19 protein-coding genes are annotated in these 19,561 nt (G+C 68.0%); 8 read left to right on the forward strand and 11 right to left on the reverse strand.

Features of this window, described 5'->3' with window-relative positions:
• Positions 1 to 33: 33 nt before the first annotated feature.
• The gene (locus BM115_RS26805; RefSeq protein WP_092301953.1) at positions 34 to 882 is read right to left on the reverse strand and encodes a sulfurtransferase; all 849 of its coding nucleotides are present in this window, start codon (positions 880 to 882) and stop codon (positions 34 to 36) included.
• A gap of 195 nt (positions 883 to 1,077) precedes the next feature.
• Here BM115_RS26805 and dnaE point away from each other — a divergent pair, with 195 nt between their 5' ends.
• Both dnaE and BM115_RS26815 read left to right on the forward strand, forming a co-directional pair.
• Positions 1,078 to 4,587 (forward strand): DNA polymerase III subunit alpha, encoded by a 3,510-nt coding sequence (gene dnaE / locus BM115_RS26810; RefSeq protein WP_092301956.1) that lies wholly within the window; start codon positions 1,078 to 1,080, stop codon positions 4,585 to 4,587.
• Positions 4,580 to 5,830, forward strand: coding sequence for a glycosyltransferase (locus tag BM115_RS26815; RefSeq protein ID WP_255371012.1), 1,251 nt, complete (start codon positions 4,580 to 4,582; stop codon positions 5,828 to 5,830). The genes dnaE and BM115_RS26815 overlap by 8 nt, the downstream gene beginning before the upstream one ends.
• Here the strand turns inward: BM115_RS26815 and BM115_RS26820 are convergent.
• On the reverse strand, positions 5,760 to 6,545 hold the full coding sequence (locus BM115_RS26820; protein WP_092301959.1) for a glycosyltransferase family 2 protein: 786 nt from the start codon (positions 6,543 to 6,545) through the stop codon (positions 5,760 to 5,762). The two genes, BM115_RS26815 and BM115_RS26820, sit on opposite strands and share 71 nt — an antisense overlap.
• A gap of 96 nt (positions 6,546 to 6,641) precedes the next feature.
• Here BM115_RS26820 and msbA point away from each other — a divergent pair, with 96 nt between their 5' ends.
• Positions 6,642 to 8,408 carry a lipid A export permease/ATP-binding protein MsbA gene (gene msbA / locus BM115_RS26825; RefSeq protein WP_092301962.1) on the forward strand — a complete coding sequence of 589 codons (1,767 nt, stop codon included), beginning with the start codon at positions 6,642 to 6,644 and terminating at the stop codon, positions 8,406 to 8,408.
• A gap of 37 nt (positions 8,409 to 8,445) precedes the next feature.
• Here the strand turns inward: msbA and BM115_RS26830 are convergent, their stop codons facing one another.
• The 9 genes from BM115_RS26830 to phnG all read right to left on the reverse strand — a co-directional run bounded on the left by BM115_RS26830 (position 8,446) and on the right by phnG (position 15,598).
• Positions 8,446 to 8,958: a hypothetical protein gene (locus tag BM115_RS26830; protein WP_092301965.1), complete on the reverse strand. Its 513-nt coding sequence runs from the start codon at positions 8,956 to 8,958 to the stop codon at positions 8,446 to 8,448.
• Between the two features lie 174 nt (positions 8,959 to 9,132).
• Complete coding sequence (locus BM115_RS26835; protein WP_092301968.1) at positions 9,133 to 9,705, reverse strand: MOSC domain-containing protein; 573 nt, start codon at positions 9,703 to 9,705, stop codon at positions 9,133 to 9,135.
• On the reverse strand, positions 9,705 to 10,913 hold the full coding sequence (locus BM115_RS26840) for an alpha-D-ribose 1-methylphosphonate 5-triphosphate diphosphatase (RefSeq protein WP_092301971.1): 1,209 nt from the start codon (positions 10,911 to 10,913) through the stop codon (positions 9,705 to 9,707). The genes BM115_RS26835 and BM115_RS26840 overlap by 1 nt, the downstream gene beginning before the upstream one ends.
• Positions 10,914 to 10,928: 15 nt before the next feature.
• On the reverse strand, positions 10,929 to 11,666 hold the full coding sequence (phnL, locus tag BM115_RS26845; RefSeq protein ID WP_092301974.1) for a phosphonate C-P lyase system protein PhnL: 738 nt from the start codon (positions 11,664 to 11,666) through the stop codon (positions 10,929 to 10,931).
• Positions 11,667 to 11,671: 5 nt separating this feature from the next.
• Positions 11,672 to 12,448, reverse strand: coding sequence for a phosphonate C-P lyase system protein PhnK (gene phnK / locus BM115_RS26850; protein WP_092301977.1), 777 nt, complete (start codon positions 12,446 to 12,448; stop codon positions 11,672 to 11,674).
• A complete protein-coding gene (locus tag BM115_RS26855; protein WP_143093951.1) occupies positions 12,445 to 13,341 on the reverse strand; it encodes an alpha-D-ribose 1-methylphosphonate 5-phosphate C-P-lyase PhnJ in 897 nt (298 codons plus the stop codon). The genes phnK and BM115_RS26855 overlap by 4 nt, the downstream gene beginning before the upstream one ends.
• Positions 13,338 to 14,483, reverse strand: coding sequence for a carbon-phosphorus lyase complex subunit (locus tag BM115_RS26860; protein WP_092301980.1), 1,146 nt, complete (start codon positions 14,481 to 14,483; stop codon positions 13,338 to 13,340). Before BM115_RS26860 ends, BM115_RS26855 begins: the two co-directional genes overlap by 4 nt.
• 1 nt (position 14,484) lies before the next feature.
• A complete protein-coding gene (phnH, locus tag BM115_RS26865) occupies positions 14,485 to 15,120 on the reverse strand; it encodes a phosphonate C-P lyase system protein PhnH (RefSeq protein WP_092301983.1) in 636 nt (211 codons plus the stop codon).
• A 1-nt stretch (position 15,121) separates the two neighbouring features.
• Entirely contained in the window at positions 15,122 to 15,598 is a 477-nt protein-coding gene (gene phnG, locus BM115_RS26870) for a phosphonate C-P lyase system protein PhnG (protein ID WP_092301986.1), read from the reverse strand.
• Between the two features lie 192 nt (positions 15,599 to 15,790).
• Between phnG and phnF the strand changes: the two genes are divergently transcribed.
• The 5 genes from phnF to BM115_RS26895 form a co-directional block, all read left to right on the forward strand.
• Positions 15,791 to 16,525: a phosphonate metabolism transcriptional regulator PhnF gene (gene phnF / locus BM115_RS26875; protein WP_092301989.1), complete on the forward strand. Its 735-nt coding sequence runs from the start codon at positions 15,791 to 15,793 to the stop codon at positions 16,523 to 16,525.
• A gap of 96 nt (positions 16,526 to 16,621) precedes the next feature.
• Entirely contained in the window at positions 16,622 to 17,854 is a 1,233-nt protein-coding gene (locus BM115_RS26880; RefSeq protein ID WP_092301992.1) for an alpha-D-ribose 1-methylphosphonate 5-triphosphate diphosphatase, read from the forward strand.
• Positions 17,851 to 18,591: a DUF1045 domain-containing protein gene (locus tag BM115_RS26885; RefSeq protein WP_092301995.1), complete on the forward strand. Its 741-nt coding sequence runs from the start codon at positions 17,851 to 17,853 to the stop codon at positions 18,589 to 18,591. Before BM115_RS26880 ends, BM115_RS26885 begins: the two co-directional genes overlap by 4 nt.
• Positions 18,588 to 19,187 carry a phosphonate metabolism protein/1,5-bisphosphokinase (PRPP-forming) PhnN gene (gene phnN, locus BM115_RS26890; protein ID WP_092301998.1) on the forward strand — a complete coding sequence of 200 codons (600 nt, stop codon included), beginning with the start codon at positions 18,588 to 18,590 and terminating at the stop codon, positions 19,185 to 19,187. Before BM115_RS26885 ends, phnN begins: the two co-directional genes overlap by 4 nt.
• Before the next feature lie 82 nt (positions 19,188 to 19,269).
• Positions 19,270 to 19,561, forward strand: a 292-nt coding sequence (locus BM115_RS26895) for a transposase (RefSeq protein ID WP_143093952.1), incomplete at its 3' end; no start/stop codon positions are given.

Consider the following 19,561-nt stretch of genomic DNA (forward strand, 5'->3'; position numbering starts at 1 on the left):
GAACTCGGCGTATTACCAGGCGGGACGCAGGCGTCAGGCGGCTGCCTGACCGGCCTGCGTCGCGCAATGCGGGCATTGCTTGCCCACCGCATAGCTGGGCTGCTGCTGTTCCTCAGGCGTAACCACCGCGCGGCAGGCAAAGCACTGCACCGGGCCGGCCGGCTCGAGATTGGGGTTCAGGGCGGTTCGGTAGTCGAACACGAAGCAGTCGCCCTTGTAGTGGCTACCGCCCACTTCCTCGAAGTACTTCAGGATGCCGCCTTCGAGCTGGTAGATGTGCGCCATCCCCACTTCCTGCATGTGGATGGCGGCCTTCTCGCAGCGGATGCCGCCTGTGCAGAATGACACCACCGTCTTGCCCTCCAGCTCGGCCTTGTGGGCGGCGATGGCGGGCGGGAAATCGCTGAATTTCGCAATGTCGTATTCCACCGCGTTCTCGAAGGTGCCCACGGCCACCTCGAACGCATTGCGTGTATCGAGCATCACCACGGGGCGGCCGGCGTCGTCGTGGCCCTGGTCGAGCCAGCGCTTGAGATCCACGGGCCGCACGGACGGCGCCCGGCCCGCTTCGGGGCGGATCAGCGGCATCTTCATCGTGATGATTTCCTTCTTGGCGCGCACCAGCATCCGCTTGAACGGCTGGTTGTCCGACAGGCTCTCCTTGGGCGCGATGTCCGCAAAGCGGGCGTCGGCGCGGAGCCAGGCCATGAAGGTGTCGATGGCGTCGCGCGGGCCGGCCAGGAACATGTTGATGCCCTCGGGCGCCAGCAGGATCGTGCCCTTGAGGTCGGCCGCCTCGCAGCGCGCGCGCATTTCCGGACGCAGGGTCTCGATGTCGTCCAGCGTGACGAATTTGTAAGCGGAAATATTGACGATCTGCATGGGATGGGTGCTGCCGGACCGCGCGGCGGGCCGCGCGATAACTGCCTGATTGGAAAGGCGAAATTATAGCCGCTTGCGGGCCTGGCCGACACCCTGTTTCCAGGCACTCCGGACCGGGCCAGGCGTCGTCCCAGCCCCTCATTTTCCGAAAAGTCTCAAGTTTTCAGGCGGGGGGAGCCGGTACAATGGCGCCCTATGTCTGCACCCCGCTTCGTACACCTCCGCCTGCATTCCGAATACTCCGTCGTGGACGGCATCGTCCGCCTGGAGGATGCCGTCAAGGCCGCCGCCAAGGATGGCATGGGCGCGCTCGCCCTGACCGACCTCGCCAACGCCTTCGGCCTGATCCGCTTCTACAAGGAAGCGCGCGGAGACGGCGTGAAGCCGGTAGTGGGCGCAGACGTCTGGCTGACCAACGCCGATGACCGCGACAAGCCCGCGCGCATGCTGCTGCTGGTGCAGGACCGCCGTGGCTACCTGAACCTGTGCATGCTGCTGTCGCGCGCGTGGCTGGGCAACCAGCACAAGGGGCGCGCCGAGATCGAGCCGGGCTGGTTCGACGAACCGGGCGAGGAAGGCCTGCCGCTGGCCACCGGCATGATCGCGCTGTCCGGCGCCATGGGCGGCGATATCGGCCAGGCGCTGGCCAATGGCAACGAGGACGGCGCCCGCCGGGCCGCCGAGCACTGGGCGCGCGTGTTCCCGCAGCGGTTCTATATCGAACTGCAACGGGCCGGGCACCCCGGCACCGATGCCTACGTCCAGCAGGCCGTGCAACTGGCCGCCGCAATGCAGCTGCCGGTGGTGGCCACGCACCCGGTGCAGTTCATGACGCCGGACGACTTCACCGCGCATGAGGCCCGCGTCTGCATCGCCGAGGGCGAACTGCTGGCCAATCCGCGCCGCACGCGCAAGTTCACGACCGACCAGTATTTCAAGACGCAGGACGAGATGTGCGCGTTGTTCGCGGACATTCCTTCCGCGTTGCAGAATGCCGTCGAGATCGCGCGGCGCTGCAACCTGACGCTGGAACTGGGGAAGCCGCGCCTGCCGCTGTTCCCCACGCCGGACGGCATGTCGCTCGACGACTACCTGATCCACATGGCGCGCGAGGGCCTCGAGAAGCGTCTGGCCGTGCTGTTCCCGGACGAAGCCACGCGCGAGGCGCAGCGGCCCGAGTACTACGCGCGGCTGGAGTTCGAGACCGGTACCATCATCAAGATGGGCTTCCCGGGCTACTTCCTGATCGTGGCGGACTTCATCAACTGGGCCAAGAACAACGGCGTGCCGGTGGGGCCGGGCCGGGGCTCGGGCGCTGGCTCGCTGGTGGCATACGCGCTGGGCATTACCGACCTGGACCCGCTCAAGTACGCGCTGCTGTTCGAGCGTTTCCTGAATCCCGAACGGGTCTCGATGCCCGACTTCGACATCGACTTCTGCCAGCACGGCCGTGACCGCGTGATCACGTACGTGAAGGAGAAGTACGGCAAGGACGCCGTGTCGCAGATCGCCACGTTCGGCACCATGGCCGCCAAGGCGGCTGTGCGCGACGTGGGCCGCGTGCTGGACCTCGGCTATGGCTTTGTCGACGGCGTGGCCAAGCTGATTCCGTTCAAGCCGGGCAAGCTCGTCACGATCGAGGAAGCCAAGAAGGAAGAGCCGGTCCTGGCCGAGCGCGAGAACAACGAGGAAGAGGTGCGCCAGTTGCTGGAGCTGGCGCAGCGTGTGGAAGGCATGACCCGGAACGTGGGCATGCACGCCGGCGGCGTGCTGATCGCGCCGGGCCGGCTCACCGATTTCTGCCCACTCTACACCCAGGGTGGCCAGAACGACGGCATGAGCGGCGTGGTGAGCCAGTACGACAAGGACGACGTGGAAGCCGCCGGCCTGGTCAAGTTCGACTTCTTGGGCCTGACCACGCTGACCATCCTCGACTGGGCCGAGCGCTACATCCGCCGGCTGGATCCGAGCAAGGCCGACTGGAACTGCAGCCAGATCCCGCTGGCCGATGGCCCCGCGTTCGACATCCTGAAGACCGCCAACACGGTGGCGGTGTTCCAGCTGGAAAGCCGGGGCATGCAGGGCATGCTGAAGGACGCCAAGCCTGACCGCTTCGAGGACATCATCGCCCTCGTGGCCCTGTATCGCCCGGGTCCGATGGACCTGATCCCGAGCTTCTGCGCCCGTAAGCACGGCCGCGAGAAGGTCGAGTACCCCGATCCGCGCGTGGAACCGGTGCTCAAGGAGACCTACGGCATCATGGTCTACCAGGAGCAGGTGATGCAGATGGCGCAGATCATCGGCGGCTACTCGCTCGGTGGCGCCGACTTGCTGCGCCGCGCCATGGGCAAGAAGAAGGCCGAGGAGATGGCCAAGCACCGCGAGCTGTTCCGCGAGGGTGCTGACAAGAACGGGCTGTCGTCACAGCAGGCCGACGACATCTTCGACCTGATGGAGAAGTTCGCGGGCTACGGCTTCAACAAGTCGCACGCGGCCGCCTACGCGCTGCTGGCGTACTACACGGCGTGGCTCAAGGCGCACCATCCGGCCGAATTCATGGCGGCCAATATGTCGCTGGCCATGGACGATACGGACAAGGTCAAGATCCTCTACGAGGATTGCCGACTGAACGGCATCGCCGTGCTGCCGCCCGATGTCAACGCCAGCGAATACCGCTTCGCCCCGACCGATGCCAAGACCATCCGCTATGGGCTGGGCGGCATCAAGGGCTCGGGGCAGGGCGCCATCGAGGACATCTTGCGTGCCCGCGAGGAAAAGCCGTTCGCGGACCTGTTCGATTTCTGCGAGCGCGTGGACCGCCGGCAGGTCAATCGCCGCACGATCGAGGCGCTGATCCGCGCCGGCGCGTTCGACAGCCTTAATGACAACCGTGCCCAGTTGCTGGCCTCGGTGTCCATCGCCATGGAGGCGGCCGAGCAGAAGGCGGAGTCGGCCAACCAGGTGTCGCTGTTCGACCTGATGGGCGACGCCGGCGATGCCCACCGCCCGGAGCTGCTCGACGAGCCGCGCTGGACGGCCAAGCGCACGCTGCAGGAGGAAAAGCAGGCGCTCGGCTACTATTTCTCCGGCCATCTGTTCGATGCGTGGCGCGACGAGGTACGCCGCTTCGTCAAGGGCACGCTGGCCGGGCTCGAAAAGGAAGTACAGGGCAACGGCGGCGGCTATGGCCGCGACGTGCGGGGCAAGATCGTGGCGGGTGTCATCACCGGCATCCGCACGCAGATGACCCAGCGCGGCAAGATGCTGATCGTGCTGCTCGACGACGGCACGGGCCAGATCGAGATGACCGTGTTCAACGAACTGTTCGACGCGAACCGGCACATGTTCCGCGAGGATGAACTGCTGATCGCGCAGGGCAATGCCCGTCACGATACCTTCACCGGCGGCGTGCGGTTCACGGCCGAGTCGGTGATGGACCTCGTGGCCGCGCGCGCCAAGTATGCCGACGCGGTCTGCCTGGGCTTCAACGGCAACGCCTCCACCGAGCGGCTGCGCGAACTGCTGACGCCGTACCTCGCCAACACGGCGCGTACGCCGGGCGTGCCGGTGCGTATCCGCTACGTCAACAAGACCGCGCAGTGCGAGGCCACGTTGGGCGACCAATGGCAGGTCACCCCGTCGGACGACGCCCTGACCACCTTCCGCAATGCGCTGGGCGACAGCGTCCGGATGATCTATGGCTGAGGCGGCGGTGCGATCGATGACGCAGGGCGGCAAGCGGCGCATCCTGTTCCACGTCACCCATCTGCTGCATGGGGGTATCGAGACCGCGCTGGTCTCGCTGCTGAACTCGCTGGACCGCGGCCAGTTCGAGATCGGGCTGACGATCACCTATCCGTCGGACGAGCTGGCCTCGCATTTTCTTGAGAGATTGCCGAAGGACGTGAAGGTCCACGTTCTGGCGCCCGAGGCCTGGCTGTCGCACTGCCGGCAGCTCAAGAAGAAGCGCAAGCTCGGGCCGCTCGGCAAGATCTACGAGGAACTGCTACTGCCACCGGTGCGCAAGCCGCTGATGAATCGGCGCTTCCGCAAGATTCTGCAGGGCTATGACCTGGTGGTGGACTACGACATGTCCGTGTCACGGCTGACGGGCAAGCTGCCCGTGCCGATGATGGGCTACCAGCATTTCAGCGTGGCCCACCTTGCACGCGGGCATGGCCGCAAGCTCCGCAAGCTGCGGCGCCAGTGCCGCGAGCACTACGACGCCGTGGTCGTGCTCAACGACAGCATGCTGCGCGATGCGCAGGCGCTGATTCCCGAGGCTGCGGACCGCTTCGTGCGGCTCTACAACCCGATCGATCTGGACAGTATCCGCGAGAAGGCCCAGGCGCCGGTCGATGCGCCGGCCGGGCCGTTCGTGGTGTCGGTGGGGCGGCTTGAGGAAAGCCAGAAGGACTTCACCACGCTGCTGCACGCCTACGCGCGGCTGGTGGCGGATGGCATCGAGGACCGGCTGGTCATCGTCGGCGATGGCGCCTCCCGCCCGCAGCTTGAGGCGCTGGCCGGGTCGCTCGGCATTGCCGACCGCGTCACGTTCCAGGGTTTCCAGTCGAATCCGTACGCCTGGATCCGGCGCGCGCGCCTGATGGCGTTCAGTTCGAAGATGGAAGGGCTGCCGAACGTCCTGCTGGAGGCGCTGGCGGTGGGTCAGGTCGTGGTCAGTACCGACTGCCCGACCGGGCCGCGCGAGATTCTCGACGAGGGCCGGGCGGGACTGCTGGTGCCCGTCGGCGATGCGCCGGCGCTGGCGGATGCAATCGGGCGCGGCCTGCGAGATGCCTCGCTGCGTGCCGCGCTGCTGGCACACGCGGCGGTCCATATCGAGCAGATGGGCTTCGGGCCCACCGCGCGGGAGTTCAGCGTGGTGGCAAATCGGTTGATGGCGGGGGTGTCTCCGTTGCCTGCCGGTGCAGCAGCCACAGCTTGACGTACTTGTAGTAACTGGCCTGCCCGTTCATCAGCGCCACGCCGAGCCCCTGCGGGCCGTCGAGGAAGCCGCACCGGAACAGGTAGGTCCGCAGGAAGGCCCAGCTGCCATGCAGCAGGGCGCTGGCCGGCGAGGCGGTCTTGCCGCGTGCGAAGGCCTGTTTGGCGCCGAGCGTTGAATATTGATCGATCTTGCGCAGCACCTGCGAGAAGTCGTCGTAGGTGTAGTGCAGCAGCGGTGAGCGCAGGTGCGCCACCGGGGCATCGGTGACCACGTTCTCGTGGACGAGGTCATCGGTGAAGCGGGCCTTGCCCAGCCGGAACAGGCGGGTGAGGCGGTCCGGATACCAGCCGCCGTGGCGGATAAACCGGCCGCAGAACCGCGAGAGCCGGGGCATGTCGTAGGCATCGGCCTGGCCGGAGCTGATGGCGGCCAGGATCTCGTCGCGCAGCGCGGGCGTGACACGCTCGTCGGCGTCGATGGACAGGACCCACTCACTCTGGGCCTTGGAGAGGGCAAGGTTTTTCTGGGGGCCGAAACCGGGCCACGTGGCGGTCTCGTAGACCTCTGCACCCATGGCGCGGGCGGCCTCCACGGTGCCGTCCGTGCTGCCCGAATCCACTATAATCGCGCGGTCGCACCAGGAGACGCTTTCGAGGCACTCCCGGATATTGTGTGCCTCGTTTTTCGTAATCAGTACGACAGAGATTTTCATAGAGATGCTTGCAAGGTTCCCCTTTTGGAACGCCATTCTAGCGGTTGTCGCAGTCTTGGCAGGCACAACCCCCCGTGCGAGCGGGGCGGAGTCATCGTGAACGAAAACAATAAACAAACGCCCCAGGAAGCCGACACCCTCAAGCGGGTCTGGGCTTACCTGAAGCCCGAGATGCGCGTGTTCGCGCTGGCCATCCTCGCCATGGCGCTGGTGGCCGCCAGCGAGGGGATTATCCCCAAGGTTGTCAACGACCTGCTCGACAAGGGGTTTGGCGGCGACTACGCCGGCAAGCTCTGGCATGTGCCCGCGCTGCTGACCGGCGTGGCGCTGGTCCGTGGCGTGGCGCAGTTCGCGTCCGGCTACCTGCTGGCCCAGATCTCGAACCGCGTGCTGTTCAAGATGCGCATGCAGATGTTCGGCCGGATGCTGCAGGCGCCCGCGCTGTTCTTCCACCGCAACACCGCCGCGTCGCTGATCAATGCCGTGATCTTCGAGGTCAACCAGGTGATGCAGATCCTGACCGGGGTGTTGATCACGCTGGTGCGTGACTCGCTGACCGTGCTGGCGCTGCTGATCTACCTGTTCTATACCAACTGGCGGCTCACGCTGGTGGTGGCGGTGCTGCTGCCCGTGATCGGCTTCGTCATGTCGAAGGTGAACCGGCGCCTGCGCCGGCTGAACCGTGACCACCAGACGCTGACCAACGAGGCCGCGTACGTGGTCGAGGAAGCCGCCGGCGGCTACAAGGTGGTCAAGCTGCATGGCGGGGAGACCTACGAGCAGTCGCGCTTCGAGGCCATGGCCGAGCGCCTGCGCGGCTATTCGATGCGCATGGCCGTGGCGGGCGGGCTGAACCAGCCGGTCACCGCGTTCCTGGCGTCGCTGGCGCTGTCCGTGATCCTGACCATCGCGATGATCCAGGCCCAGGGCAACCAGACTACGGTCGGCGGCTTCACCGGCTTCGTCATGGCGATGCTGCTGCTGATTTCGCCGCTCAAGCACCTGACCGACCTGAACCAGCCGCTGCAACGCGGGCTGACCGCCGCCGAGATGATCTTCCGGCTCATCGACGAGCCGATCGAGCCGCAGACCGAAGGCCTGCGGCTGGAACGTGCCAAGGGCGATCTGGTGTTCGAGGACGTCGGTTTCCGCTATGGCGACGCCGGCCGGCCGGCGCTCCAGCATGTCAATTTCCGGGTGGCCCCGGGCGAGGTGGTGGCGCTGGTCGGTCCGTCCGGCAGCGGCAAGACCACGCTGGTCAACCTCGTACCCCGCTTCTTCGATCCGACCGACGGCCGGATCCTGCTCGATGGCCAGCCCATCGCCCAGTTCGCGCTGACCGACCTCCGCCGCCAGATCGCGTTCGTGAGCCAGGATGTCGTGCTGTTCAACGACACCGTGGCGGCCAATGTGGCCTACGGCGTGCATCCGCGAGAAGCGATCGATATGGCACGCGTGGAGCGTGCACTTGCAGCGGCCTACCTGACCGATACGGTCAAGGGGCTGCCGGAGGGGCTGGAAACCAATATTGGCGACAACGGCATGAAGCTGTCCGGCGGCCAGCGCCAGCGGCTGGCCATTGCGCGCGCGATCTACAAGGACGCGCCGATCCTGATCCTGGACGAGGCGACTTCCGCGCTCGATTCGGAATCGGAGCGGCAGGTGCAGGCGGCGCTGGAGTCGCTGATGGTGGGGCGGACCACGCTCGTGATCGCCCACCGGCTGTCCACGATCGAGAACGCCGACCGCATCGTCGTGCTGGAGCAGGGCCGCGTGGCCGAGCATGGCAGCCATGCCGAACTGCTCGCCGCCAACGGGCTCTACGCGGGCCTGCACCGCATCCAGTTCGCCACCCAGCAGTAACTTCCTCCGATCACCCGAGGGGCGGCGCCGGTCAGATTTACCGGATCTCCGCGCAAGCGCCGCTTTTCGGGTCGAACAGCACCGGCCACGCCTGCTCGTAGATACCCGGCGTGCAGTGCTTCTCGCAGCGGGCATGGGCCAGCGTCACCCGGCGCGGGTCCTGCCACACCATCAGCTTGCAGCCGCTGCCGTCAATTGCATGCAGTTCTATGTGTGGCGTCTGCTGTACCTGCTTGAAATCCTCCAGATCGAACGTGCACGAACCCTTCCGGGACACCCAGAGCTTCCATTTCAGCGTCTGCACGGCATTGCCCGTGACCTTGACCAACGCGTCTTCGCGGAAGCCATCCTCCTCGGTGCGCTTGCAACTGCCAGACAGGTTGATCACGCGCGCCGCGATGGGCGTGGCGCGGCTTTCAGGCGGCGGTGGGTAGGGCTTGGGGGCGGTGGGGCCCTGCATGGGCGCCGAGCGGTCGGCCAGCATCGGCGGCGTGCACGCCGCGCACAAAAAAACAGCCAGCATGGCTGGCAGTGTGGGTTTGAACGGCATGCTGGCTCCTCGGTGCGATCCGGCCGTCATGCATGGCGGCCCGCCTCCCTTATATATATAGAGGACGGCCGCCGGAACGCGAGCGGGAGGGGATCGGGACAAGTCCTGAGGAGCGCGCCGGCTCCGGCAATCTATAGTGAGAGAATGCCCGGCACGTGCCGGGTCTCGTACTTGTCAGACTCGCTCCAGCCGCCTGTGCGGCAGCGGCGGCAGGGTGGTCTCGATACCCTGACCGGGCCGCACCACGCCGCCCGCCACCACCACGCCCATCACGCCAGCCTTGCGCACGATCTCGCCGTGCGCGTCCTTATACACCACCTGACTCAGCAGCCCTTCACGGAAGTGCTCGATCTGCGCACACGGGTTGCGCAGCCCGGTGATCTCGATCTGCGCATCGCCAATCCGCAGGCGAGTGCCGACCGGCAGCCCGAGCAGGTCGATGCCGGCCGTGGTGATGTTCTCGCCAAGTTCCCCATAACCGATGTCGAACCCGGCCGCCGCCAGCGCCGCGTGTAGCTCGGCGTGGATCAGGTGGACCTGACGCAGGTTCGGCTGGGTCGGGTCCACGGCCACGCGCGAGCGATGCTTGACCGTGGTGCCGGCATGGGCGTCGCCTTCCACGCCGATTCCGGGCAGCAGCCGGATGGACGTCTCGCGCGGCTTGCTGAAGCCGTGCACGGGGCTGCGGCTGACCCCTACCACCTGCGCCAGTCCGGCGGCTAACCCGGCGGGAAGTCCGGTCCCCATCAGGCGACCTCGCGCATGGCTTCGCGCGGCACGGCATGCTGCACCGCGCCAGCCGGGTAGCCGGCCGAGAACACCAGCCGGCCCGCCGACCACGTGTGCGTGACCATCGGCTGCCCGGCCACGGTAGCCACGGCGATCAGGTCCGCGCGCAGGCCCGGCACCAGGCGGCCCCGGTCGTCGAGCAGGCAGGCGTCGGCGGGGTTGGCGGTGACCAGCGCCAGCGCCTCGTTGAGCGGCAGATCGGCCTGCCGCGCCGCGGCGTAGGCCGAGGCGATCAGCGTGGACGGCTGGTAGTCCGAGCAGAGGATGTTGCCCACCCCGGCTTGGATGGCGTCGATGGCGCGCATCGACCCGCTCTGGCTCTTGCCGCGCAGCACGTTGGGGGCGCCGAGGATGGTCGGCAGCGCATGCGTGTTCGCCGCGCGGGCGGTTTCCAGGTTGATCGGGAACTCGCTCATCCGCACGCCGAGTGCCTGCATCGCGGCAATGCGCTGGGGGCTGTCGTCGTCGTGGCTGGCCGTGGGAATGCCCAGCTCGTGCGCCCGGGCCACCAGCCGGTTCACGCGCTCGTGCGCGCCGTCCAGTTCGGCCGTCTTCTTGGCGGCGGCGTCGGCGGCTTCCTCGCGGCTCATGCCGTGGTTGCCCATCATGTACGAGAGATAGGCGTCCAGCGTCTTGAACTGGCCCTGGCCCGGGGAGTGATCCATCACGGAGAGCAGGTCCACCACGCCTTCGGCCATCAGCATTTCGAGCACGGGCACGGCGGCGGCGTCGGTCACCTCGTAGCGGCAGTGGATGCGGTTGTCGACCAGGCTACTCGCACGGTACGCGGCCACGGTGCGCACCAGCGTGGCGGCCGTCTCGTTGTTGCGCACGCCGAACTGGTTGCTGGCGAACGAGAGCGCGTGGTACGGCGTGGTGATGCCGGCGGCGGCGTTGCGGCGGTCCACCTGCGCAACGGCGAAGTCCAGCGGGAACAGCACATTGGCGCGCGGCTCGGCTTCCTTCTCGATGGCGTCGCAGTGCACATCGATCAGGCCCGGCATGACCGCGTGGCCGCGCAGGTCGATCACGGTGGCGTGGGCCGGCACGGCAGCCGGCGCGGGTTCGATGGCGGCGATGCGGCCATCCTCGATCAGCAGGGCGCTGTCTTGCAGCACGCGGTCCGGCAGGACCAGCGTGGCGTGGGTCAGGTAGGTGGTGGTCATGGGGGCGGTCGTCCGTCAGGCGATGGCGGTAGCGGGTTGCAGCGGCAGCAGGCGAGTGGCCACGGCGTCGCGCACGGCTTCGTCGTGGAAGATGCCGATCAGCGCGCGGCCTTCGGCCTGGGCTTCGCGGATCAGGCCGATCACCACGGCGCGGTTGTCGGCGTCGAGCGAGGCGGTGGGCTCGTCCAGCAGCAGGATCGGATGGCCGCCGATCAGCCCGCGCGCGATGTTCACGCGCTGCTGCTCGCCGCCCGAGAAGGTGGCCGGCGGCAGGTCCCAGAGGCGGCGCGGCAGGTTCAGCCGTTCGAGGAGCACGGCGGCGCGGGCGCGGGCTGCCTCGTGCGAGGTGCCACGCTGTTCGAGCGGCTCCGCCACTACGTCGAGCGCAGAGACGCGCGGAATGGCGCGTAGGAACTGGCTGACGTAGCCGATCACATGGCGGCGCAGGTGCAGGATGCGTTGCTCCGGGGCCTGCGTCAGCTCGACCCACGGCGCGCCTTCGGCGCTGGTATCACGCAGGCGGATGGTGCCTTCGGTGGCCAGATAGTTGCCGTAGAGGCAGCGCAGCAGCGTGCTCTTGCCGGTACCGGAGTGGCCGGACAGCACGAGGCATTCGCCGCGCGCGGCGTCGAAGTCGATCGCGCGCAGCACGGGCAGGCGGATGCCGCCCTGGTTGTGCAGCGTGAACATCTTCCCAAGGCCGCGTACCTCGATCAGTCGCTCGGCAGGGGTGTGGAGGTTGTCGGTGGACATCGTCGTCAGCCTTGCAGGATGGAGGAGACCAGCAGCTGGGTGTAGGGGTGCTGGGGGTCGTCGAGGATCTGGTCGGTCAGGCCCTGTTCGACCACGCGGCCGCCCTGCATGACCAGCGTGCGGTGGGCCAGCAGGCGGGCGACGGCCAGGTCGTGGGTGACCAGCACGGCGGCGAGGCCGAGATCGGTCACCAGGCGGCGCAGCAGGTCGAGCAGGCGGGCCTGTACGGAGACGTCGAGCGAGGCGGTCGGCTCGTCCATGAAGACCAGGCGCGGATGGGTGACGAGGTTCCGCGCGATCTGCAGGCGCTGCTGCATGCCGCCCGAGAACGTGCCGGGCACGTCGTCCAGCCGGGCCAGATCGATTTCCATCTTCTCGAGCCAGGCGCCGGCCACTTCGCGCAGGTTGCCGTAGTGGCGCTCGCCCACGGCCATCAGGCGCTCGGCGATGTTGGCACCGGCGCTGACCTGCATGCGCAGGCCGTCGCGGGCATGCTGGCGCACGAAGCCCCAGTCGGTGCGCGCCAGCAGCCGCATACGGGCGCTGGAGAGCGTGGCGAGGTCGGTCAGGCCCGATTCGCGCATGTCATAGCTGACGCTGCCGCGCTGCGGCGGCGCCTGCATCGACAGGGCCTGCAGCAGCGTGCTCTTGCCCGAGCCGGATTCGCCGACCACGCAGAGCACTTCGCCCGGATAGAGGTCGAAGCTGACGTCGTGGCAGCCGTGCAGGCCGTCCCAGGTGCGCGTGAGGTGGCGGACGGAAAGAAGCGGCGTGGCGGTCATTGGCACACTCCCGCGGCTTCCACGGCCTGCGCGGCCTGGCGGTCGGCGCAGTACTCGGTGTCGGAGCAGACGAACATGCGGGTGCCGGCGTCGTCGGTAATGATTTCGTCGAGGTAGCTGTCCGTGGCGCCGCACTGGGCGCAGCAGCTCGACCACTTCTCCACCGTGAACGGGTGATCCTTGAAATCGAGGCTCCGGACCGAGGTGTACGGTGGCACGGCGTAGACGCGCTTCTCGCGGCCAGCGCCGAACAGCATCAGCGCGGGGCTGCGGTCGAGCTTGGGGTTGTCGAACTTCGGAATGGGCGACGGACGCATCATGTACCGCTGGTTGACGATCACGGGATAGTCGTAGGTCGTGGCGATATGCCCGTGGTGGGCAATATCCTCGTAAAGCTTCACGTGCATGGCGCCGTACTCGGACAGCGCGTGCATGGTGCGCGTCTCGGTCTCGCTCGGCTCCAGCCAGCGCAGCGGCTCGGGAATGGGCACCTGGTAGACCATGGTCTGGCCTGCGCGCAGTGCCGTTTCCGGAATGCGGTGACGGGTCTGGATGATCGACGCCTCGGCGGTGCGCTCCGTCGTCTGCACGCCGGTCACGCGGCCGAAGAAGCGGCGGATGTTGATGGCGTTCGTCGTGTCGTCGGAACCCTGGTCGATCACCTTCAGCACGTCCTGCTTGCCGATGATGGCGGCCGTCACCTGGATGCCGCCGGTGCCCCAGCCATAGGGCAGCGGCATCTCGCGGCTGCCGAACGGCACCTGGTAGCCCGGAATCGCCACGGCCTTGAGCAGCGCGCGGCGCAGCATGCGCTTGGTGGATTCGTCGAGGTAGCCGAAGTTGTAATGATCGTCGCGGGCGACGGTGGCCGGATGGGCGATGGTCTGTGTCATGCCAGCGTTTCCTCTTGGGTGGCGGCTTGCGCGGCGGCATGCGGCGCGGCCGGGGCGGCGGCGTTGGGCGCAGCGGCTTCCTGCTCGGCACGCAGGCGGCGCAGCAGTTCCAGGTTGGCCTGGAAGTCGACGTAGTGGGGCAGCTTCAAATGCTGGACGAAGCCCGAGGCCTCCACGTTGTCGCTGTGATAGAGCATGAATTCGATGTCGTTGGCCGGGGCGTCGGCAGCTTCGCCCAGCTCCGCCGCGCGCATCGCGCGGTCCGCCAGCGCCATCGACATGGCCTTGCGCTCGTTGTAGCCGAACACCAGCCCGTAGCCGCGCGTGAAGCGGGGCGCCTCGTCGGCGTTGCCGCTGAACTGGCTGACCATCTGGCACTCGGTCAGCTCGACCTCGCCGATCGTCACGGCGAAGCCCAGTTCCTCGACGAACAGTTCCACCTCGGCCGTGCCGTAGCGGATCTCGGCCGCGAACGGGTGCGAGTTGCCGTAGCCGCGCTGGGTCGAGTAACCCATCGACAGCAGGAAGCCCTCGTCACCGCGCGCCAGGTTCTGCAGGCGGGCGGCGCGGTCGGCCGGGAAGGTCAGCGGCTCGCGCGTCAGGTCCGGCGGGGCGGGGTCGCCGGGCGGGATGGCGTCGGCTTCGACCAGTTCATCGGCTTCCAGCAGGCCCGTCACGCGCGGCATGCCGGCGGCCAGCGGCTGGGCGGACGGCGGCAGCGGTTCCGGGTCGCGGCCGGCTTCGAGCGAGAAGTCGAGCAGGCGCTGGGTGTAGTCGTAGGTCGGGCCGAGTACCTGGCCGCCCGGCACGTCCTTGAACGTCGACGAAATGCGGCGTTGCAGGCGCATGGTGCCGGTATCGAGCGGCTGGGTGTAGCCGAAGCGCGCCAGCGTGGTGCGATAGGCGCGCAGCAGGAAGATCGCCTCGATCTGGTCGCCGGCGGCCTGCTTGAGGGCGAGGGCGGCGAGGTGCGGGTCGTAGAGCGAGCCTTCGGCCATCACGCGGGCCACGGCCAGCGGCATCTGCTCGCGGATCTGGGCGAGCGTGAGTTCGGGCACCGACGTATCGCCACGGCGATAGGTGTCGAGCATCTGGTACGAGTTCAGGATGGCGCGTTCGCCTCCCTTCACGGCTACGTACATGTCAGTTCTCCCCGTGCGTCAGGTGCGTGGTGCGCGTCAGTGCGCAGAATTGGTCGCCGCTGGCCAGCAGCAGGTCGACGCCGAGCGGGAAGCCGGCGTTGTTCGCGGCCCAGCTGGCCTGGAAGTCGGCGGGCAGGCCGGTGACGGTCAGCGCCTGCGTGGTCTCGATGCCGGGGCCGCGCAGCGTGAGCGTGTCGCCTTCGGTCAGCGAGGCCACTTCGACGATCAGCGTGGCCGAGCGGTCCGGGTAGGCCGGCTGGCCCTGGGCGCAGTCGGCGAGGGCGGGCATCGCATGGCCGGCCGGCACGCAGACGAAGGTGGCGGCGTCGAGCTGATCGACCAGCGGGCAGCCGCAGTGGAAGCGCAGGAAGGCGCGCGCCGGGGCGGAGACGTCAGCGGGCAGCCAGACCGGCGTGTCGGGGTCGGCCAGCGTCAGCAGCAGCGCGGCCAGCGCGGGCGAGAGGCCCTCGGGCACGCCGCTGGTGGCCGGCAGCGACGCGAGCCGGCCCGGATGGGCGAAGGCTTCCAGCGTGGCGCGGAACACCTGCTGGGCGTCATCGACCGGATTGTCGAAACCGGGCAGCAGCGAGGCGGCCGGGGTGCCGAAGTTCGGCAGATTCGATTGCGTGGTGGGCATGTCAGTCCTCTCCGCGTGCCATCGTGAAGAATTCGACGCGCGTCTGCGCGGCGGTGGCGGCCTGCTGCGCTGCGCGGTCGGCAAAGGCCTGCGCCAGCGGGGCCAGGACGAGGTCCGTCACGCGCTGGTGCCAGGCCGGCAACTGGAGCAGGGCGTCCAGCACGGCGGCCTGCTCGGCGTGGCGGGTGCCACGGCCCTGTACATAGGCGACGCCGGCGGTCCCACCGGTTTCGCCATCCTCGATCACCACGGCGCAGCGCGTGACGGTCATCTCGCCCAGATTGAACTGGGCGCCCGTGCCGCCAGCGCGGCCTCGCACCATGGCCATGCCCGACTCCGGCTTGCGCAGCAGGCGGTAGGCCGGCAGTGCCGCCGCCTCGCCGAGCCGCGCGTAGGCCGCTTCCAGCGCGTCAGACCGCGCCAGAGCCAGGGTTCGCAGCCATGCGGCGCGTGCCGCATTGGTTTCGCTTTGCATCATCACCCCTATACGTCTATACGTTTAGATGTAAAATACCACAACACGGCGATACTAGACCACAGCCACATGAAGCTTTCATGACGCGCTGGCCGACCCGGAGCGGATTGATCGGGCACGCCACGCGGGCGCTCCGTGTGAGGCACAATCGCACGGTATTGAATGACGATGAAAGCATGATGAAAGAGGGAAGCGATGTCTGAACGGGAAGTCGAACGTGGCTCCGGCGTGGCCGTGTGGCGCCAGATTGGCGAGGCGCTGGCGGACGACATCCGCAACAAGCTCTATGGCCCTGGCGAGCAGTTGCCGCCCGAACCGGAGCTGGCCACGCGCTTTGCCGTGAACCGCCACACCATCCGGCGCGCCATGGGTGAGCTGGAGCTGAGCGGTCTGGTGCGCATCGAGCAGGGGCGCGGCACCTTCGTGCAGGAGCACGCCATCGACTACGCCATTGGGCGCCGCACGCGGTTCTCGCAGAACCTGGCCGCGCAGGGCATGCGCGGGCATATGGAGATCCTGGGCAGCCAGGTGATCCGCGCGCCGGAGGTGGCCAAGCACCTCGGTCTGGCGCGCAATGCCGACGTGCTGCACGTGCAGATGGTGGGCAAGGCCGAGGAGCGGACCATCGACGTGGCCGAGCACTACTTCGACCCCAAGCGCTTCCCGGGCATGGAGGAGCAGGTGCGCGCCAAGCTGTCGATCTCGCGCGCGCTGGCGCACTTCGGCATTGCCGACTACACGCGCAAGTGGTCGCGCATCACCGCCGCCATGCCGAGCGCGCCGGTGGCGCGGCTGCTGAACCAGCCCAAGACGCGGCCGGTGCTCCAGGTGGAAGCGCTCAACGTGGACATCGACGGCGCACCGCTGCAATACAGCATGACCCGCTTTGCCGGAGACTGGGTGCAACTCACCGTCTCCGACAGCGACTGAATCCGGGTGCGCCGCGAGTGCGGCGCTTGCATCGCATTGGTCTAGACATCCGGTGTAGACATGCGAGTGTCATCAACCAGGGGTAGTGTGTTGCCCATGCCTACGACAAACCAAACTCATTCGGCGCGGCTGGCCGGCATCACGGGTCGCCGTGTGCTGGGCGCGGCCGCCATTGGCCCGGCAACGCTGGGCTTCGACCACGGCAGCGTCGCCTCGCCGCAGCAGGCGCCCGAGAGCGGCCCCTGCATCGATGCGGGCGATCTGCTGGTGCTGCCCGGCATCGTCGACATCCATGGCGATGCCTTCGAGCGTGCCGTGATGCCGCGCCCCGGCGTGAGCTTCCCGTACGCGGGCGCGCTGCTCGACGTGGACCGCCAACTGCTGTCGCACGGCATCACGACCGAATTCCACGGCGTGACGCTCTCCTGGGAAGGCGGCCTGCGTGGCGAAGCCTACGCGCTGCGTATGTTCGATGCCCTGGCGCACTTGCAGCCGGTGCTGGGCGCTTCCCACAAGGTGCACCTGCGCTTCGAGGCCTATCACCTCGCCGGCGTGGAGACCGCGCTGTCCTGGATGGCCGATGGCCGCGTCGGCCTGCTCGCCATCAACGATCACCTGCCGATGATGGCGCGCAAGATGGCCAACGACAGCAAGCTGGCCCAGTACGCCGAGCGCGCCGAGTGCGACCCCGAGACCTTCCGTACGCGCCTGCGCACGGCCAGCCGCAACGCGCAGGACGTGCCGGCGGGCGTGTCCAGCCTGATCGCGGCCGCCCGCGCGGCGGGCCTGCCGGTGGCTTCGCACGATGACCCGGACCTCGCCACGCGCCAGCACTATCACCGCCAGGGCTGTCATATCGCCGAGTTCCCGCTGACCATCGAGGTCGCAAAGCTCGCCCGCCAGATCGGCGACGAAACCGTGTTCGGCGCGCCCAACGTGGTGCGCGGCACCAGCCACACCGGCGCCCCCAACGCCACCGAGATGGTGGCGGCGGGCCTGTGCACGGTGCTGGCCTCTGACTATTACTACCCCGCGCCGATCCAGGCCGCGTTCAAGCTCGCGCAGCTTGGCGTGGTCTCGCTGGCCGAGGCGTGGCACCTCGTCTCGCGCAACCCGGCCCGCGCGGCTGGCCTGCGCGACCGGGGCGTGCTCGCGCCGGGGCTGCGCGCCGACGCCATCCTGGTCGATGACAGCGTGCCGGGCCTGCCACGCGTGTGCGGCACCATTGTCAACGGTGAGCTGAAGCACGCCACGCGCGTGCTGCCGATGATCGACATCGCCGAGGCCCGCTACACGGCGGACGGCGACGAAGGCAGTCTGGCCGCATGACGATGGCCGCACCGCGCTTCGCGATCTACCTGGCGCCGGCCGAGCCGTTCCGCACGTTCGGCGCGCAGTGGCTGGGGCGCGATGCCGATACCGGCGCGCCGCTGCCACTGCCAAAGAACCTCGGGCCGCGCCCGGACGCCTGGGTGGCGGCGCCCGCCCACTACGGCCTCCACGCCACGCTGAAGCCGCCGTTCCGGCTGGCGGCGGGCACGGATGGCCCGATGCTCGATGCCGCCGCGCGTGACTTCGCGCATGGCGTCGATGCCTTCCACGCCCGGCTGACGCTGCGCGCGCTGCGCGGCTTCCTCGCGTGGTGTCTCGATGACGGCACAGAGAGCCACGAAGGCGCCCGCCAGATGCACGCGCTGGCCGATGGCTGCGTGCTGGCCTTCGAACCGTTCCGCGCGCCGCCCACCGAGGCGGAGCTGCGCAAGCGCAAGCCGGACCAACTGAGCGCCGCCCAGCGGCGCATGCTCGAGGCGTGGGGCTACCCCTACGTGTTCGAGACCTTCACCTTCCATATCACGCTCACCGGCATGCTCGACGCTGCTGCGGAAGCCGCCGCGCTCGCGCAACTCGCGCCGGCCAGCCAGCAGCTCTGCAGCGCGCCGATGCATGTCGATGGCATCGCCGTGTTCGTGCAGCCCGAGCCCGGCGCCGACTTCCTCGTCGCGCGCCACTATGGCTTTAACGGCAGCACGCGCGATGGCGCCGGTGCAGCCTGGCTCGCATCATGACGATCTATACCCGCGCCAATCCCCACACTGATCCCCACGCGGACGGCCACGGCCTGTTCTACGTGATGGGCCCCTCCGGCAGCGGCAAGGACTCGCTGTTGCGCGCGCTGCGCGAGCGGCTGGGCCCGCAGGACCGCGTGGTGGTGGCCCATCGCTACATCACGCGCGCCGCCGATGCCAACGAGGCCTCGGTGGCGCTGTCCACGGACGAGTTCGCGCGCCGCCGGGCGCTCGGCTGCATGGCGCTGCACTGGCACAGCCATGGGCTGGACTACGGCATCGGCGTGGAGATCGAGGACTGGCTCGCGCGCGGGCTCAAGGTCATCGTCAATGGCTCGCGCGAGTACCTGCCGACGGCCGTCGCCCGCTATCCGGGGCTGTGCGCGGTGCACGTGCGCGTGAAGCCCGAGGCCCTGGCGGCGCGCCTGCGCCAGCGGGGGCGGGAGTCCGAAGCGGCGATCGCGCAACGTCTGGCGCGCGCGGGGCAGGCGTTCGACGTGCCGGCCGGCTGCAAGCTGGTCGAGATCGACAATAGCGGGGCGCTGGATGACTCGGCGGCGTCGTTCGCCCGGTTGATCGGGGTGAGGCACGACTGAGTTGTTGATCGTCGACAGCAAAGAAAAAGCCCGGGACTGAACTGCACCCCAAAAGTTGGACACCAACTTTTGGGGTGTTTTCATGTATCGGTACTCGGAGCAGTTCAGGCTGACAGTTATCCAGAGCTACCTGGACGGTCAGGCAGGCTATGGTGAGATCGCCAAACGCCATGAAATAGACAGCGGAACAGTACGGCGCTGGGTGGCGGGATACCGCCTGCATGGCGCGGCGAGCATCAAACGGAAGTACACGCACTACAGCGCCGAGTTCAAGCTTGCCGTGCTGAAGCGGATGCGAAGCCAGCGGTTGTCGCATCGCGAAGTCGCAGCATGGTTCGATATTCGCAACTTCGGTGCGATTGGCATTTGGGAAC

This window comes from Cupriavidus sp. OV096 (assembly GCF_900115455.1).
Lineage (GTDB): Bacteria > Pseudomonadota > Gammaproteobacteria > Burkholderiales > Burkholderiaceae > Cupriavidus.

What these genes read in the sequence shown, in the direction of transcription:
- BM115_RS26840 (WP_092301971.1), bottom strand. Translation starts at nt 10,913, where the DNA reads ATGACCACCACCTACCTGACCCACGCCACGCTGGTCCTGCCGGACCGC.
- BM115_RS26805 (WP_092301953.1), bottom strand. Translation starts at nt 882, where the DNA reads ATGCAGATCGTCAATATTTCCGCTTACAAATTCGTCACGCTGGACGAC.
- BM115_RS26885 (WP_092301995.1), top strand. Translation starts at nt 17,851, where the DNA reads ATGACGATGGCCGCACCGCGCTTCGCGATCTACCTGGCGCCGGCCGAG.
- BM115_RS26835 (WP_092301968.1), bottom strand. Translation starts at nt 9,705, where the DNA reads ATGGGGACCGGACTTCCCGCCGGGTTAGCCGCCGGACTGGCGCAGGTG.
- BM115_RS26855 (WP_143093951.1), bottom strand. Translation starts at nt 13,341, where the DNA reads ATGACACAGACCATCGCCCATCCGGCCACCGTCGCCCGCGACGATCAT.
- BM115_RS26820 (WP_092301959.1), bottom strand. Translation starts at nt 6,545, where the DNA reads ATGAAAATCTCTGTCGTACTGATTACGAAAAACGAGGCACACAATATC.
- BM115_RS26830 (WP_092301965.1), bottom strand. Translation starts at nt 8,958, where the DNA reads ATGCCGTTCAAACCCACACTGCCAGCCATGCTGGCTGTTTTTTTGTGC.
- dnaE (WP_092301956.1), top strand. Translation starts at nt 1,078, where the DNA reads ATGTCTGCACCCCGCTTCGTACACCTCCGCCTGCATTCCGAATACTCC.
- phnK (WP_092301977.1), bottom strand. Translation starts at nt 12,448, where the DNA reads ATGACCGCCACGCCGCTTCTTTCCGTCCGCCACCTCACGCGCACCTGG.
- phnG (WP_092301986.1), bottom strand. Translation starts at nt 15,598, where the DNA reads ATGATGCAAAGCGAAACCAATGCGGCACGCGCCGCATGGCTGCGAACC.
- phnN (WP_092301998.1), top strand. Translation starts at nt 18,588, where the DNA reads ATGACGATCTATACCCGCGCCAATCCCCACACTGATCCCCACGCGGAC.
- phnL (WP_092301974.1), bottom strand. Translation starts at nt 11,666, where the DNA reads ATGTCCACCGACAACCTCCACACCCCTGCCGAGCGACTGATCGAGGTA.
- phnH (WP_092301983.1), bottom strand. Translation starts at nt 15,120, where the DNA reads ATGCCCACCACGCAATCGAATCTGCCGAACTTCGGCACCCCGGCCGCC.
- BM115_RS26860 (WP_092301980.1), bottom strand. Translation starts at nt 14,483, where the DNA reads ATGTACGTAGCCGTGAAGGGAGGCGAACGCGCCATCCTGAACTCGTAC.
- phnF (WP_092301989.1), top strand. Translation starts at nt 15,791, where the DNA reads ATGTCTGAACGGGAAGTCGAACGTGGCTCCGGCGTGGCCGTGTGGCGC.
- BM115_RS26815 (WP_255371012.1), top strand. Translation starts at nt 4,580, where the DNA reads ATGGCTGAGGCGGCGGTGCGATCGATGACGCAGGGCGGCAAGCGGCGC.
- BM115_RS26880 (WP_092301992.1), top strand. Translation starts at nt 16,622, where the DNA reads ATGCCTACGACAAACCAAACTCATTCGGCGCGGCTGGCCGGCATCACG.